General features: G+C 58.4%; 15 protein-coding genes, 2 tRNA genes and 1 pseudogene. 14 read left to right on the forward strand and 4 right to left on the reverse strand.

From position 1 onward, the window contains the following. The first annotated feature begins 62 nt into the window (after positions 1-62). The 6 genes from P186_RS06390 (at position 63) to P186_RS06415 (ending at position 4757) form a co-directional block, all read left to right on the forward strand. Positions 63-1157, forward strand: a complete 1095-nt coding sequence (locus tag P186_RS06390) for an SPOUT family RNA methylase (RefSeq protein ID WP_148683173.1) — start codon at positions 63-65, stop codon at positions 1155-1157. Positions 1158-1213: 56 nt separating this feature from the next. Further along, positions 1214-1639 carry a 30S ribosomal protein S11 gene (locus P186_RS06395; RefSeq protein WP_014288628.1) on the forward strand — a complete coding sequence of 142 codons (426 nt, stop codon included), beginning with the start codon at positions 1214-1216 and terminating at the stop codon, positions 1637-1639. Continuing rightward, positions 1640-1903 (forward strand): hypothetical protein, encoded by a 264-nt coding sequence (locus tag P186_RS06400; protein ID WP_014288629.1) that lies wholly within the window; start codon positions 1640-1642, stop codon positions 1901-1903. It abuts the gene before it with no gap. A 311-nt stretch (positions 1904-2214) separates the two neighbouring features. Continuing rightward, positions 2215-3306, forward strand: a complete 1092-nt coding sequence (gene amrS / locus P186_RS06405; protein ID WP_014288630.1) for an AmmeMemoRadiSam system radical SAM enzyme — start codon at positions 2215-2217, stop codon at positions 3304-3306. 30 nt (positions 3307-3336) lie between these two features. Then, a complete protein-coding gene (locus P186_RS06410; protein ID WP_014288631.1) occupies positions 3337-3993 on the forward strand; it encodes a DUF47 domain-containing protein in 657 nt (218 codons plus the stop codon). Beyond that, positions 3993-4757: a hypothetical protein gene (locus P186_RS06415; protein WP_014288632.1), complete on the forward strand. Its 765-nt coding sequence runs from the start codon at positions 3993-3995 to the stop codon at positions 4755-4757. The genes P186_RS06410 and P186_RS06415 overlap by 1 nt, the downstream gene beginning before the upstream one ends. Here the strand turns inward: P186_RS06415 and P186_RS06420 are convergent. After that, positions 4714-5385, reverse strand: a complete 672-nt coding sequence (locus P186_RS06420) for an MBL fold metallo-hydrolase (RefSeq protein WP_148682800.1) — start codon at positions 5383-5385, stop codon at positions 4714-4716. The two genes, P186_RS06415 and P186_RS06420, sit on opposite strands and share 44 nt — an antisense overlap. A gap of 41 nt (positions 5386-5426) precedes the next feature. Continuing rightward, entirely contained in the window at positions 5427-5600 is a 174-nt protein-coding gene (gene cc1 / locus P186_RS14040) for a DNA-binding protein CC1 (RefSeq protein ID WP_014288576.1), read from the reverse strand. Positions 5601-5695: 95 nt separating this feature from the next. Between cc1 and P186_RS06425 the strand changes: the two genes are divergently transcribed. The 7 genes from P186_RS06425 (at position 5696) to P186_RS06450 (ending at position 11458) form a co-directional block, all read left to right on the forward strand. Further along, complete coding sequence (locus P186_RS06425) at positions 5696-6712, forward strand: zinc metalloprotease HtpX (RefSeq protein ID WP_014288634.1); 1017 nt, start codon at positions 5696-5698, stop codon at positions 6710-6712. Between the two features lie 59 nt (positions 6713-6771). Further along, positions 6772-7707, forward strand: coding sequence for an ATPase domain-containing protein (locus tag P186_RS06430; RefSeq protein ID WP_014288635.1), 936 nt, complete (start codon positions 6772-6774; stop codon positions 7705-7707). Continuing rightward, complete coding sequence (locus P186_RS06435) at positions 7704-9059, forward strand: serine hydrolase domain-containing protein (protein WP_014288636.1); 1356 nt, start codon at positions 7704-7706, stop codon at positions 9057-9059. Before P186_RS06430 ends, P186_RS06435 begins: the two co-directional genes overlap by 4 nt. Before the next feature lie 52 nt (positions 9060-9111). Continuing rightward, a tRNA-Trp gene (locus P186_RS06440) sits at positions 9112-9204 on the forward strand. Between the two features lie 232 nt (positions 9205-9436). Then, positions 9437-9528, forward strand: a tRNA-Arg gene (locus P186_RS06445). Between the two features lie 558 nt (positions 9529-10086). Further along, a complete protein-coding gene (locus P186_RS13825) occupies positions 10087-10254 on the forward strand; it encodes a hypothetical protein (protein WP_014288638.1) in 168 nt (55 codons plus the stop codon). A gap of 103 nt (positions 10255-10357) precedes the next feature. Then, complete coding sequence (locus tag P186_RS06450) at positions 10358-11458, forward strand: acetamidase/formamidase family protein (RefSeq protein WP_014288639.1); 1101 nt, start codon at positions 10358-10360, stop codon at positions 11456-11458. Between the two features lie 214 nt (positions 11459-11672). On the opposite strand, the pseudogene P186_RS06455 reads toward P186_RS06450, so the two are convergent. Then, positions 11673-12186, reverse strand: a pseudogene (locus tag P186_RS06455) (PaREP1 family protein); the annotation flags it as partial. Positions 12187-12201: 15 nt separating this feature from the next. After that, positions 12202-12897, reverse strand: coding sequence for a metallophosphoesterase (locus P186_RS06460; protein WP_148682801.1), 696 nt, complete (start codon positions 12895-12897; stop codon positions 12202-12204). Positions 12898-13782: 885 nt separating this feature from the next. Here P186_RS06460 and P186_RS06465 point away from each other — a divergent pair. Next, positions 13783-14439: a hypothetical protein gene (locus tag P186_RS06465; protein ID WP_014288642.1), complete on the forward strand. Its 657-nt coding sequence runs from the start codon at positions 13783-13785 to the stop codon at positions 14437-14439. Positions 14440-14484: the final 45 nt, after the last annotated feature.

The raw sequence follows: 14484 nt of genomic DNA on the forward strand, positions 1-14484 counted from the left end.
TATTTATGGGCCTGTATTTAAATCATTACGTTATGCCTCTCGCCGCAACCAGCCCGGGGGGCGTGGACATAATTGTAAAGACGAGGAGGGAGTTCGAGAGGATAGCGGCGTCTCACATAAAGGAGCTCCTGCCGGCGGCCGAAGTCACGCCGGCCCCCATGGGCTACCTAGGGGTGGTGTTCGTAGGCGGGCTGGGGGCCGAGAGGTGGAGGGCGGCGGAGTTGATAGCCCAGAAAATACCAGAGGCAGACAGAGTGCTCGTCGTAGAGGAGGCTGTGAGGGCCGAGCCGGGGGATATCGAACGGGCGGCTGTGGAGGTGGCCAGGCGCTACATCTCGCCTGGCGACACCTTCGCCATTAGGACAACCAGAAGAGGGACCCACAGCTTCACCTCTATAGACATCAACGTGAGAGTGGGGGCAGCGGTTAAAGAAGCCACGGGGGCCGAGGTAGATCTCGAAGAACCCACGAAGCCCATATACGTGGAGATATTCCAAGACACAGCCGCCATCTGCACCCCTGCGACTGGGGAGTACAGGAAAATGCGCCGCGATAAGCCGCTGTCGCTACAAAACCTCAGGAAGGTGGCCCTCGGCCAGTTTGTATACGAGGGAGACGAGGAGGCGGTGAGGAAAATGGGCGAGAGAATCGGACGTGCGGCGCAGACGTTTGAGGTGGGGGAGCTGACAGTGCTCCTCCACAAGCCCGTGCCGGCGAAGACACTGAGGGTCTTCCTAGACGCCGTGGAGGAGGGGATTGAGAGCAGGTACCAGATACAGATCAAAAGCTACGGCAGATCCGTGTGGAGGGTGCCAGTCTACGTCTACGAGCTGTATCAATACGTAAGGGACAGGTCCGGCGAGCCCATAGTCGTGACGGACCCCAAGGGCGACTACATAACACATGTAAAGGAGAGGCTCGCAGAGCTGTTTAGAAGCAAGAGGGTAAACATACTCATAGGGGCGAGGGAGGGGGTGCCCCCTGGGGTGTTCCGATTCGCCTCCCTCGTCGTGGACCTAGTCCCAGAGGTTACCATAGCCACAGATTTCGTAATACCGTCAATAGCCATCGCCATTGTGGCGGCGCTGGAGGAGGCCGGGGCCCTGCCCAAATACGCCGGCAAGCGGAGGAGAGCCCCCATGCAAGACAAAGAGTAGCGCTAGGCGGCGGCGCCGGAGGAAAACATAAATAGCCCCCATTTGCCTATGAAGCGATGTCGACGCAAGAACAGCCACAGCAACAACAACAGCCGCAGAAGCTGAGGTGGGGGATCGCGTGGATATACTCATCTTCAAACAACACCATTATCACAATAACCGACTTGACGGGGGCAGAGACCGTGGCTCGCGTAAGCGGCGGGATGGTTGTGAGAGCCGACAAAGACAAGCCCTCTCCATGGGCCGCCATGCAGGCGGCATACAAAGCCGCGCAGCTAGCACTCGCCAGGGGGATAAACGCCGTCCATATAAAAGTGAGGGGGCCAGGGGGATACGGGATGAAGGTCCCAGGCCCCGGCGCCTCCGCGGCGATAAGAGCCCTGGCGAGGTCGGGCTTAGTAATCGGCCGGATCGAGGACGTGACGCCGATTCCACACGACATCATTAGGCCGCCCAGCGGCCGCAAAGGCAGGAGAGTCTAAATGGAGAAGAAGGACTGCCTAGTGGCTATCTTCGGTTGCAGAGAGCCGCAGGCCCAGCCCCGGGACGTTCTGAGACAGGCCAGGATAAAGAGCAGGAAACTTCTCCTAGTAAGCACATGCGGCGAGGTTGCGCAAGCGCTTCCACTAGTTAGGCAAATCACCAGCGACAACATGGATTTCCCAGTGAGGCACTACCACAGGGTGGATCCCATGGAGGCGATCGCGCTGGAGAACTGCACCACCTACGAAATTTTAAACCTGTAAGTAACATATACACGTGATGAGGAGGCATTTACGGCCGTAGATGGCCGGCGCTGGAACAGCTGATATATAAACTCCCATCTCCCCACATCCACATTGATGAGAAAACACCGGCGAGCGGTGAGCGCGCTGAGCTACGCTGACCCACGACTAGACCGTCCAGCGAAACCTCAGCGAAACAGCCGCACGGAATACGTGACCGCTACCACGGCGGCGGTGGCTGAGGCACCTCCGGCGTCGGCGCCAGCCGGAGACTGCCCACGGCTCCCAGCCCCGCGGTTTAAAGTCTTATATAGGGAGGCCGGGGTAGATTCGTGGAGGCTTTACTGAGTAGGGCACTGCCAGACGGCAGGTTGGAGTGCCTGGCCTGCGCCAGGAGGTGCAAGTTGAGGGAGGGCCAGACGGGGTTCTGCGGCGTCAGGTCTGTGAGAGGCGGCAGGCTGATGCTAGACGTCTACGGCTTAATATCGGCAATAGCGGTGGACCCCATCGAGAAGAAGCCGCTGACCCACTTCTACCCAGGCGCCATGGTACTCTCCTTCTCCACCTTCGGGTGCAACTGGGCATGTCAATACTGCCAAAACTATGAGATAAGCCAGAGGAGGAGGGCGGAGGGCTTCGAGGTGACTCCGGAGCTGTTGGTCAAGCTGGCCGAGAGCTACGGCGCGCACGGCATCACGTATACATACAACGAGCCCACCATATTTATGGAGTTCGCCCACGACGTGGGGACCCTCGCCAGGTCCCGTGGTCTCTTCAACACCTTCGTCACAAACGGCTACATGACCCCCGAGGCGGTGAAGTACGCCAGCGAGTTTCTAGACGCCGCCACGGTGGACTTCAAGGGAAACGCAGACGAAAAGTTCCTCCGGAAGTACGTATTCATCCAAGACGCAGAGCCCATCTTCGAGACCCTAGCCGAGATGAAGAAACACGGGATATGGGTAGAGGTGACAGACCTCGTGGTGCCCCGCGTCGGCGACGACTTGGAGAAGGCCAGGGCCCTCGTGAGGCGCGTCATAGACATACTGGGGCCCGACGTCCCCATACACTTCCTCCGCTTCCACCCCGACTACAAGATGATGGACCTACCCCCCACCCCCGTGGAGACCCTGGAGAGACACGTAGAAATGGCGAAGAGGGAGGGGGCGAGGTTCGCCTACGTGGGCAACGTCCCGGGCCACCGCTATGAACACACCTACTGCCCCGAGTGCGGCCGCGTCGTGATTAAGAGAAGGGGGTTCGACATACTTGAAATAAACCTAGAGGAGAAAGGAGGCGAGTACAGGTGTAAATTCTGCGGAGCCAAGATACCAATTAAGGGAAAGATTATGCCCACATGGCGCGAAGAGTTTCGCTTCGTTTATGTACCAATACACACCTTCGCCAGGTGGGCAAAGCGATAGTTTAAAATACAGTTTTTGAATAAACTACAAGTGCACAGGCTAAAACGGGTATTTTCAAGCGGTCTAGAGGAGATTAAAGAGAAGCTCGGGGAGCATGTCACTCTGTCCCAAGAGTCGCTCCGCATACTGCAGGAGGTGGCGTCCAGCCGCGGCCACGACAAGCCCCACGTAGACGAGGCGGTAAGGAAGATAACGGCGCTTGAGAGGGAGGGGGACGAAATCGTCAGGGAGCTGGTGGACAGAGTTGCCCAAGGCGCTGTGGTGCCCACAGTCACAAACGTGACCCTCGTCCTCCTCGACAACGTCGACAACATCCTCGACATGATATACTTCGCCATGAAGGAGGTAAAGAGGGGCTACCACCTCTGGAAAAACGACGCCATCTTCTCAATAGTCTCCACAGAGCTGAAGGAGATGCTAGACCTCGTGAAATCGATGCTAGAGTACCTACACAACATGCTGAGGACCAGCGACGCCGAGGAGCTTAGACGCCACGCGCGGATCATAAGCTCCCTCGAGGAGGAAATCGACGAGATAAAAGAGGCGATCCTCGACAAGATATACAACCTGGAGCTAAACGCCGTGGAGTTCAACCACGTGGTATCCCTAATATACACCGCCGACAAAATAGCCGACAACGTGCAAGACGCCGCCTACCACCTGGCCACAGTCATCACCTCGGTCTAATGGAGCTCTACGGCTTCGTCCTAGCCACCCTCCTAGTCTACAACAACTCCCTAGTGTTGCTGGGGCCAACTGCGTGGGGAAGCGGCGTCGGGGCGAGAAAGGCCTTCGCCATAGCCGTAGCCGCCCAGCTACTCGGCGCGGCCACCAGCACAATGCCCAAGCTCAGCGTAGGGACAGCCGAGTTTATATACATAGCGTCGCTCTACGCCGGCCTCTCCCTGGCGAAGATAAGCGTCCCCATCTCCATCCTAAGCTACTCAATCCACTTCCCCAAGCTGGAAGCTGCCGCCTTGTGGTTGCTCTCCCCCCTCCTCGCGGCGCTGACCTACATCCTCTGCAAAGCAGTGAGGATAGGCGGCGCCGCCGCGGCGCCGTCGCTATTCGCAGTGATGTACGTCTTCGGCTACAACAACGTCTCGCTCCTCGTCCACAGCCCCCTCGCGGCGGCCGCCGCGGTGGCCCTGGGGACCTACCTAGGGCTCGGCTACTCCAGATGGGTCATGGAGCTGGCGGCCCTGAGGCCCAGAACCACTGCAACCGTCAACATCACAGTGGCCCTAGCCGCGCTCTTGGGAATCCTCTTCTCCATACCCATATCCTTCACCCTAGTCGCCTACTCCTCCATGCTAGCCGCCTCATACAGCCAGAAGATGAGAGTGATAAAAATAGAGAAGTTCCTCAAGGCGTACATAGGCGTGCTGGCCGCGCTAGGGGCCTCCGCTATATTTCCCTATCTAAAACCACTACTTGCACCTCTGGCCTAACAAGCCTCTTAAACTCCTCAGCCTCCCTCCTTGACGCCACGATAGAGCCGTAGTGCATCGGAATAGCCACCTTGGGCACAACAGTGTTTACGAACTCCGCCGCCTCCTGCGGAGTCATGACGTAAACCCCCGACACAGGCACAAACACCACGTCGGCCACGACCTGGCGGAACTCCGGCACGAAGTCGCTGTCACCCGCGTGGAAAAGCCTCACCCCACCCCACTCCACGAGATAGGCAACCCTCCCGTCCTCCTTCGGGTGGAAAACCACCCCCCGCGCCGGGTCTCTAAACTTGTTGAGGTTGTAGGCAGGAAAGGCGGTGATCCTCACAGGACCCACCTCCCTCGACTCCCCCGGCGAAATCTCTAAAATATTCTTCGCCGCCTTTGAGACACAAGGCTTGGCAATTCTAGGCGCCACCACCACGGTAGACGGCTTGAGAACCCTCTGGATAGACGGCGGGTCGCAGTGGTCAAAATGTTCGTGCGTCACCAGGATAACATCAGCCCTGGGCTCCCCCACCTGGAGCTGGTAGGGATCGATATACAACACCGCCCCCTCACCCACCACCCTAAAGGAGTCGTGACCAAGCCAAGATATGGAGAGGCCACGGTAGGTAAAAGGCATGAAAAAAATTTTGAGTTATTTTATATAGTTTACCCCTCGCCCTACTTCTTCTTGCCTAGTAGTCTGTATACTTTGATGCCGGTGTATGGGGATTTGGCTACTGCAAACATCATCGGCCCCCTCGCTGTCTGCTTCTCCACAACCTCGTAGTTATCCGTCTCAAACGCCTGCTTCGCCTTAATGTCATAGAACTTCAACTTCTGCTTCTTGCTCATGAAACGGGGAAACGCCCACATATTTAAACGGAACGATTAAAATAACCGCCACCCAGCCGGGGAAAACATATATATATAACTAATACAATTATGACATGGAGCTGTGGCTGTTGGCGGCGCTGTATATAGCGTCGCTGGCGGCCTCTATATACCTTGTCCCCCGCTTCGCCGGATCGCCCAGGTGGAGACACGTCTTCTACGGCTCCATGGCCTTGATAGTGGCCGCCATAGCGCTCGCCGGCTTAGCAGTCGTGGCGCCTCTCTTGTTCCCAGTGGTGTGGCTCACGCAAGCGCTCCTCGGGATTAGGGACTACCTAGTGGCCTTCGCCGTGCTGGCGGTCGCCTCGGCCTTCGTCATGTACATGGCCTCCCCCCACCTCATCAACATGTTCTTCTCCCCACGCCCAGATCCAGAGCTCCAGAGAATAGTCGACGCGGTCTCCGCGAGGCTCGGCGGCAAGGTGAAGGCCAAGGCCGTGGTCGTCGAGGGGCCGCCCAACGCCTTCGCCTACGGCAACTTCCACACCAGCAGATACGTGGCGGTCACAACCGGCCTCCTGGAGACAGCCAGCCGCGACGAGCTCGAGGCCGTGGTAGGCCACGAACTCGGCCACCACATAAACAAAGACACCCCCATAATGTCGGCAGTTGGAATACTGCCCTCCCTAGCCTACTACACCGGCATAGCCTCCATAATACTGGGCCTCGCCTACAGAGGAAGACACACGCCCTTAGCCCTAGCCTATGGCGTCGTCATGATAGTGGTGTCCTTCGTAGTGCAGCTACTAGTCCTCTCCTTCAGCAGGCTGAGGGAGTACTACGCAGACATGCACGGAGCCAAAGCCGCCGGCAAGGAGGCCATGATGCGCGCCCTAGCCAAGATACACAAATACTACAGCCAAAACCCAGACGCCCTCAAAAAATCCCTAAAAACCACCGGCTTCAAAGCACTCTTCATATACGCCCTCGTAAACGCCGCCGCAAACCCACTAATAGACATAACCCCCGACGAGGTGAAACATCTAATGAAACAGCCAACCTCACTCCTAGAGGAAATACTATCGTCACACCCACCAATACCCAAGAGACTGAACGTACTCGAAAAAATCTAGCCCCCCCCCGCGTCCCTCCCCCCGGCCCAACGTTTATTAAGAAGTGGGGGAGGAGGGATGTGTCTAAGAGGAGAGACGACCTCTCCGCGCTGGAGGGGGTCGGGCCCAAAACTCTGGAGAAGCTGAGGGAGCTGGGGGTGACGTCGGTGGAGCACCTCGCCGAGTTCACCGTAGAGGAGCTGGTGGAGGCTGGGATAGAGTACGACAGAGCCGTCAAAATACTGCAGCAAGCCCTCCAGAGGGTGGGCGGCGCCAGGCCCGTCACACTGAGAGAAATCAGGCAGAGACAGGTCAGGGCCTTCAAGACGGGGCTCTCCGACTTCGACGAGAAGACCCCCTGGCGCGGGGTCAGGGAGGCCTTTATATATGAATTCGCCGGGGAGTACGGCGCGGGGAAGAGCATGTTCGCCCACCAGCTCTCAGTCGCCGCGCTTAAGGAGGGCTTCACTGAGAAGGTGGTCTACATAGACACGGAGGGCACCTTCAACGACAGGCTGGTGGAGGCCGTGGCTAGGAGATTCGGCGTCGACGTGGAGAAGGTGGGGGACGCGCTGTATGTATACCAGCCGGCCAACGTCGTCCAGCTGGAGCAGATAGTGAAGTTCGACCTGCCGAGGCACATCAACGAGGGTTGCAGACTCGTCGTAATAGACACAATAACCGCCCTCTACCGCGCCGAGTTCGTGGGCAGAGAGCACCTAGCCGCCAGGCAGCAGAGAATACACTACCTCGTCGACTGGTTGAGGAGACACGCCAGGACCTTCGGCTTGACGACAGTCCTCACAAACCAGGTGATGGACGTCCCCGAGATATTCGCCGCCGGCGCCAAGAGGCCGGCCGGCGGCAACGTGCTGGCGCACGCAGTAAACGCCAGGTTCATGATGTCGAGGCCGAACAAACAGAAGCCGGAGGGCCACATGTGGCCCCTAGACGTGCCCGGCATGCCCCCCGACGTCAGGATAGAGTACAGGCTGACAGACGCCGGGCTTGAATGAAGAGCCTCGAGTCCTTTATACTCGACAAGATGGCAGCCACAAAACTACCCAGCGTCGCCTTTGCCATCGTCAAAGGGGGCGAAGCCGCCTACATAAACGCCCTGGGGTTTAGAGACCTCGAGCGGGGCCTACCCGCAACGCCAGCCACGATATACGGCATAGGGTCCATAACCAAATCCTTCACAGCCCTCTGCATACTAAAACTCGCAGAGGAGGGCAGACTCAGCCTAGACGACGAGGTGGAGAAATACGTCCCGGTGAAGCTGAGGCCCCGAGGAGAGACAGTCCGCATACGCCACCTTCTCACCCACACCTCCGGACTCCCCGCGCTGGGATACGCCGAGGCCTATATCGACGGCCTCCTCTGCGCCGGTGGGGCGTGGATGCCCGCGGCGAAGCCCCAGGACATCATCCCCTTCCTAGAGGGGAGCGATGAGTGGACAGTGGCCAAGCCGGGGGAGAGGTTTTTCTACCTAAACGAGGGCTACGTCCTGCTAGGCATGGTGGTTGAGAAGGTCACCGGCTCGCCCTACTGGGACTGCGTGAAAAACAACATACTAAAGCCGCTGGGCATGACAAGGACCCGTCCAGCCACAGAGGAGGTGCTCAAAGACGCAGACGTGGCCAAGCCCTACTACCCAGATCCAGAGAGGGGAGTCCCCACGCCTGGCAGAATACCCCTCGGCATAACCTCGGACGGCGGGTTGATGAGTAGCGCCGCGGACATGGCGAAGTACGTCTCAATGCTGATAAACAGAGGCGTCTACAACGGCGTGGAGATCATAAGCAGAAGAGCAATAGAGGAGGCAGAGAAGGGCCGCGTAGACACGCCCTGGAAGTTGCTAGGAGACGAGAAATACGGCTACGGCCTCGTGACCAGCACAAACTTCCTAGGAAGGAGGCTGGTGGCCCACGGAGGCAACGTACTAGTCTACACAGCCTACATGGCCTACCTGCCCGAGGAGAAGCTGGGAGTCGCCATCCTAGCGAACTCAAGCGGGTACCCCACGTCCTACATAGCCCTGTACGCCCTCGCCCAGGCCCTAGGCAGAGACCCAGAAAGAGAGCTGCCATTCCTCCTAAGAGAGAAGGTGATGAAGAAGCTGGAGGGCACTTACAGAGGCTACAGAGGCACAGTCACCTACACCGTCAAGGCCAAGGGCGACTACCTAATAGTCAGAGGCAGGTGGGGAGAAGAGCTCTACCTACTCCCCGAGGAAGTCGGAGAGAACTACGCCAAGTTCCAAACCTACACACGCGGCTACAAGACCGCGGTGGAGTTCCACATAGAAAAAGACAAAGTAAAGATGCTCCTCGAGAGGTACCTACTCGTAAAAACAGAAGCCGCGTAGCCCCCGGCGGCGGCAGGAAAACTTTAAAAACAAGAAAACACAAAGACACACCGGGGCCGTAGCTCAGCCAGGCAGAGCGGCGGGCTCCAGACCCGTAGACCCCAAGGGGCGGAAGGCGGGGGTTCAAATCCCTCCGGCCCCACCAATCCTCTCCACCAAAACCCACAGACAACTACGGCGACGCCTTAACATCCACCACCCAGACGCCGCGGGGGCGCCACGCGTCCGATCTCCCGCACCGACCCACCGGCCATGGGCGGTGCAGAAGGCGGCGATTTTACCCCCCCCCCCCCGCCGTTTTCAGTCCAGAGGGGGCCGCCGCACGGCTCCACGCGGCGCGGAGAAAACACTTAAAAACACACCAGGGATATGTAAAGGGGCCCGTAGCTCAGTCAGGACAGAGCGGCGGCCTCCGGAGCGCGGCGGAGAGAGCCGTAGGACGTGGGTTCAAATCCCACCGGGCCCGCCAGTGAGGCGATTCTCACGGCGAATTCCACGGCGGGGCAGACCTCCTCACGGCGCCGGTGTCGCACAAGCGAGGCCGCCTCGCCGCCGAGGACGCGCCTACGGTGCACCTCGGCGTGTATAAAGTAATATTTAAAAACACGAGCCAAAACAAGCACATGGCTGAGGAAATTAAGAACCAAAACAATCAACAACAAGACAAAAAAGGGCTGAAGGTAGTGAAGACATACGAAACAGTGAGAGTGGTAATGGCAATGGGGATTCTATAGGCAGAGACACGTCGGCTGAGGCCCAGACGCCCCGACCCCTGCGGGGACGCGCCGCGCGTAGCGGGCCCTACCGCCCCAGCAAGCTGGCGAGCTCTTGTCTAAAGTAGTGGGCTAGGTGTTTCACACAGCCACTCCACCACACCTGCAGAAACCCCCTCGGTAGACGCCGCATAGAGCGCCCTTTTTAGCGCCTCCCTCAGCTCAGCGACGGCGCGGCTGGATAGACTTCGACGAGCCTAAGGCCGGCGTGGCGATCCCCATAGGCGGGAAGGTCAGCAACACGGGTTCGGTCCATGACCCTCGACGCAGGTGATAACAGCAACCCCGCGATGCCCCCCGAGTACATGGGGACAGTCGACGTGGTCAAGAGGATCATAGACGTCTGGCGCGCCGACGCCAGGCCAGGCGAGAGGACAGGGGACTGGCTCCACAAGGGGTCGAGGAGTTCTACAGGAGGTTGAACATACCGATCACCAGATAGAACCAGCCGCCTAGAATAGACGGCGTAAGGCAGTTCTTCCAAAAAGCTTAGGCCAATTTTTAAATATGGAATTATTTAATTCTATGGTAGTAAGGATCTCCATATCCAGGAATAGGAGGTGCTCCGATGAAGAAGATATCTGCCACAACAGATGGCACCCCGACATAAAGCCAGCAGCCGAGGTCGAGCCGGGCGAGGAAGTCGTGTTGGAGACCAGAGATGCATTCGACGGACAAATAACCGACGCCCCCAGCGTCGACGATGTGGTCAGAGCAGATCTCGGCGTCGTACATCCACTGACAGGCCCCATATATGTAAAAGGCGCCGAGCCCGGCGATGTGTTGGCCGTCCACATATTGGACATAACGCCGGACGAGTTCGGCTTCACCGTCAACGTGCCCGGCTTCGGATTCCTCAGAGACGTCTTTAGGGATCCCTACAAGATAAGGTGGAGGATATCGGGCTTCTACGCCGAGTCCCCCGACCTGCCCAACGTGAGGGTGCCCGGGGCCCCCTTTATGGGCACCATCGGCGTGGCGCCGTCCCGCGAGCTCTTGACCAAATGGAGATCTAGAGAGGACGAGGTTGCGAAGAAGGGCGGCTACGTGTTGCCGCCAGACCCTAGGGGCGCGGTGCCGAGGAGGGAGCCCATAGCGTCAGAAGGCCTGCGGACGATACCGCCTAGGGAGAACGGCGGCAACCTAGACATCAAAGACCTAGCCCCTGGCTCTATCCTCTACCTGCCAGTATTCGTAAAAGGCGCCCTCTTCTCGGCCGGCGACGCCCACTTCGCACAGGGCAACGGCGAGGTGTGCGGCACGGCGATAGAAATGAGGGCCTCTCTCAGGGTCAAATTCGAGGTGGTGAAAGACGGCATGAGGAGGCTGGGCGTGACACGCCCAGTCTTCAAGCCATCCCCCCTCGTGGAGAGATTCCGAAACTACTTCTGCCTAGGCGGCTTTAACTTCCACAACGCCGAAGACGCCACCCAGGCCGCCCGCGACGCAGTGCTCAACATGGTATCCGTGCTTGAAGGCGTCGGCTTAAATAGGTACCAGGCATATCTGCTGTTCAGCGTCGTGGGCGACTTGAAGCTCAGCCAAGTAGTCGACGTGCCCAACTACACAGTGTCGTCGTGCCTGCCCCTAGACGTGTTCACCAAGCCGATACAGCTACCCGTGTAATCGACCCAACCAACTTAATACCTTTTCCCCACGAGATACATAGAGCGAGGCGTTTCCAGTAGCTTGGCTCCACTGCTACTGGGGCTATTCTCGGTCCAGGACTCGCCGAGTTCCTAAAATAGTTGAGGAAGGCACCCGACATACCACAACTCACGAGAGAAGCCCTATACACAAAGCTAGCCGCCGCCTGCCTGGAAGACGACGGGGGATGCAGGCTCCACCCCACCCTGTACTTCACAGCCTCGACCCTCACCACAAGCTCCCTCAATAACAAAACCACATCCCTCGCCGCCTCACCTCTTGTGCGGTATTTTGAGAGAGCCATGTCGGGGTCGGGGCCGTGGTACTGGTAGTCGTGGAGGTTAAGAGCCAGGGCGGTGCCGAGAGCGATCCTGGCATGTCCAACCTCCTCAAGCATCTGCGACAGCGCCTTCATACGGCCCGTGGGCACGCGGGGCACGGCGACCGCCTCCAGCCACCTCTCCTCCTCCGTCTTGGCAACAGATTTCAACTTGTCTAGCTCCAGCCTGAGGAGAGCCGCCATGAGGGCCCTCCAGGCTTGAAAGGCCTTTCCCGCGGTGTTTCTAACGAGGCCGCGGCGGAGGAACTCCAGAGCCAGCGGCCTCCACAAGCGTCTCAAGCAGACACGCCGAGACGTAGTCCTCGGCGGATGGCTTTGGTAGAGGCCTCTCCAAGACCCGTCCACGTCCATATGGCTGGTTTAAAATCTTCTGAGGGTGTCCTTAAGTTATCAACACCACTTCTCTGTTGCACCAGAGCCGTGGGAGCATCTCCCCCACCCCCCGCGACACGTACATCACAGCCTCCCCCCTCCTGTATATGCCTTGGGTGTATCCGTAGTAGCTGTTTGTAATAAGCGGGACGCCCCCCGGGAGGCAGAACTGACCCCCGTGGGTGTGGCCAGCGAGGTAGAGGCCCCCCACAGCCTGCTGGAAGGCGTCTGGCGAGTGGACGAGCACCACGTCGGCGTCTCTCACCGCGGGGTAGGTCCTCGGGTCATCCCGCCAGTCTAGGCCGTGTACCCTCAGCGGCCCCACCTGCACCCAGTCGTCTCTAAGGACGTGGACCCCCGCCTCCTCCAGCGCCCTCAGCCCCTCCCCCAGCGGGACGCGCCGCCTATCCCAGTACTCGTGGTTGCCCAGCACCGCTATCTTCGGCCCCCTCAGCGGCGCCAGCGCCTCCACCACAGCCCACGCCCCAGGCGTGTTGCGGTCGTAGATGTCGCCGCCGATTAGAAGAACGTCGTACTCCGGAAGCTCCAGCCTAGACACGCCGTGGATATGGAGGTCAGACACGAAGACAACCCGGCGCCCAAGGCCGAGGTCAAGCCGCCTCAGCTCCACACCCACCGAAGCCGCCCCCACAGCCCCCAGCAACCCAACACCAACCACAGACCCCAGAAAAACCCTCCTATACACCCCATCCACACCCCCCACAATTTAAAAATTATGCATATTGAGCCCCTCGCAACAACGCCAAGACACAGCCAACAAAGGGCCAGGGGCGGCCAGAACCCACAAGGCGGCGAGGAGTATACTATTCAACAACAGCGCCGCAGACGGCGCATTCAATGGACAAACCGGGGAGGGCCCTCCCCCGGCCGTAAAAAGCCGAGGGGCGCTGGGCGCCCTGCCGCGTAAGAAAGCAGCGGCGATGGTTAGAGGAGACGTAATACAAACGCTCCGCGAGTGCAACAGTCGAGAAGGCTGGCGGGGCGCCTCCACTCTCTATAAAAACTTGGCAACAAAGCGGAGATGTACGCATCTCCGCTCGACCTGCGGCACGGCTCCGGGGAGATGCGCCGCCTCTTCAGCCGAGAGGCCGTCATTTAGAAGTGGAGAGGACCCTTGCGTGCGCCGCAGGTGCGGCGAATAGACTCGCCTAAATGAATACGGCCCGCGTCGCGTCAATAACATCACTGGACGCGGCGCCGCACTGCACACATCTGCCGGATTCAAGACGCCGCCGCGAGCTAAGCAACCCGCCATTAACACCACCCAGTCCACACGCCCCGCGCCACAGCCACCCCATCTATACGGCGGCACCCCAACGCGCAACTCTCCAACCCACCTCAACCACCACCAGAAGAACAAGCTACACAGCACCAAACACCTCCGAAGCTAAAACCGGCAAGGCCGGGCGTAAGATATAAAGTTTGTTTTCACATCTAGATCTATGAGGCCTTCGTGTTCTCAGCTAATGTCTGGAGGGATCCCGCACATCGTTGGAGTGGTATCTATATTGGCCGCCCAATGGGAGGCACCTTATACATACGCTGCGCAAAACACGCTTGTCGTGAGGCGATGAAGCAGAGAAAGCACGTAGTTATTAAAATTCTTTCTATTCTCGCACTTATATATCTCTCAATCTTCATTCCATGGACTATATTGCTATATACCTTTACATCGTATTTTATACACGAATACGCGAAGTCAGACCCCGTCTCTACGGTATGGCTGACTAACAGATCTAGTTATGAACATGTAGCAGAGATACTTACACAACAGGGCTATAGGTTTGAGCCGTGGGACAACAAAACATTCGCCGGGACTCTTTTGATATTCGGCGACGTGAGGCCCGTCTATCCATATATCAAGGAGTACGCCTCCAGCCCCGTGGTGTATACATCAGCCTTTGACTGTATTATATGCCTGGGCGCCACCGTACACAGCCTAGCAAATACCCTGCTGTTACTAGCCGTCTACAGCACAGCGCTCGCAGTGATATCAGCAGTAGCAGTTAGAAGAGGCGTTCTGAGCTGGCGGGGTGCGGCTCTAGCCAGCGCGGCGCCCCCACTAGTCCTGTACCTATCCGAGGTGCTGTACATCTTAGCCACATCCTTTATTCTTCCACACAGCTCATTAGACTACAGAGGCGTTCTGCCATTCCTAACAGCACCATTTACGCCCATACTCATCGTCACACTCACTAGGTGGTCTTTAGCTAAATGGAGGCGCTGACCTCACAAGCCCCGAGCTACGGGGCGCGGCGCCGCGGGCAGTCTG

Origin of the sequence: Pyrobaculum ferrireducens (assembly GCF_000234805.1) — an archaeon.
GTDB classification, from domain to species: domain Archaea; phylum Thermoproteota; class Thermoprotei; order Thermoproteales; family Thermoproteaceae; genus Pyrobaculum; species Pyrobaculum ferrireducens.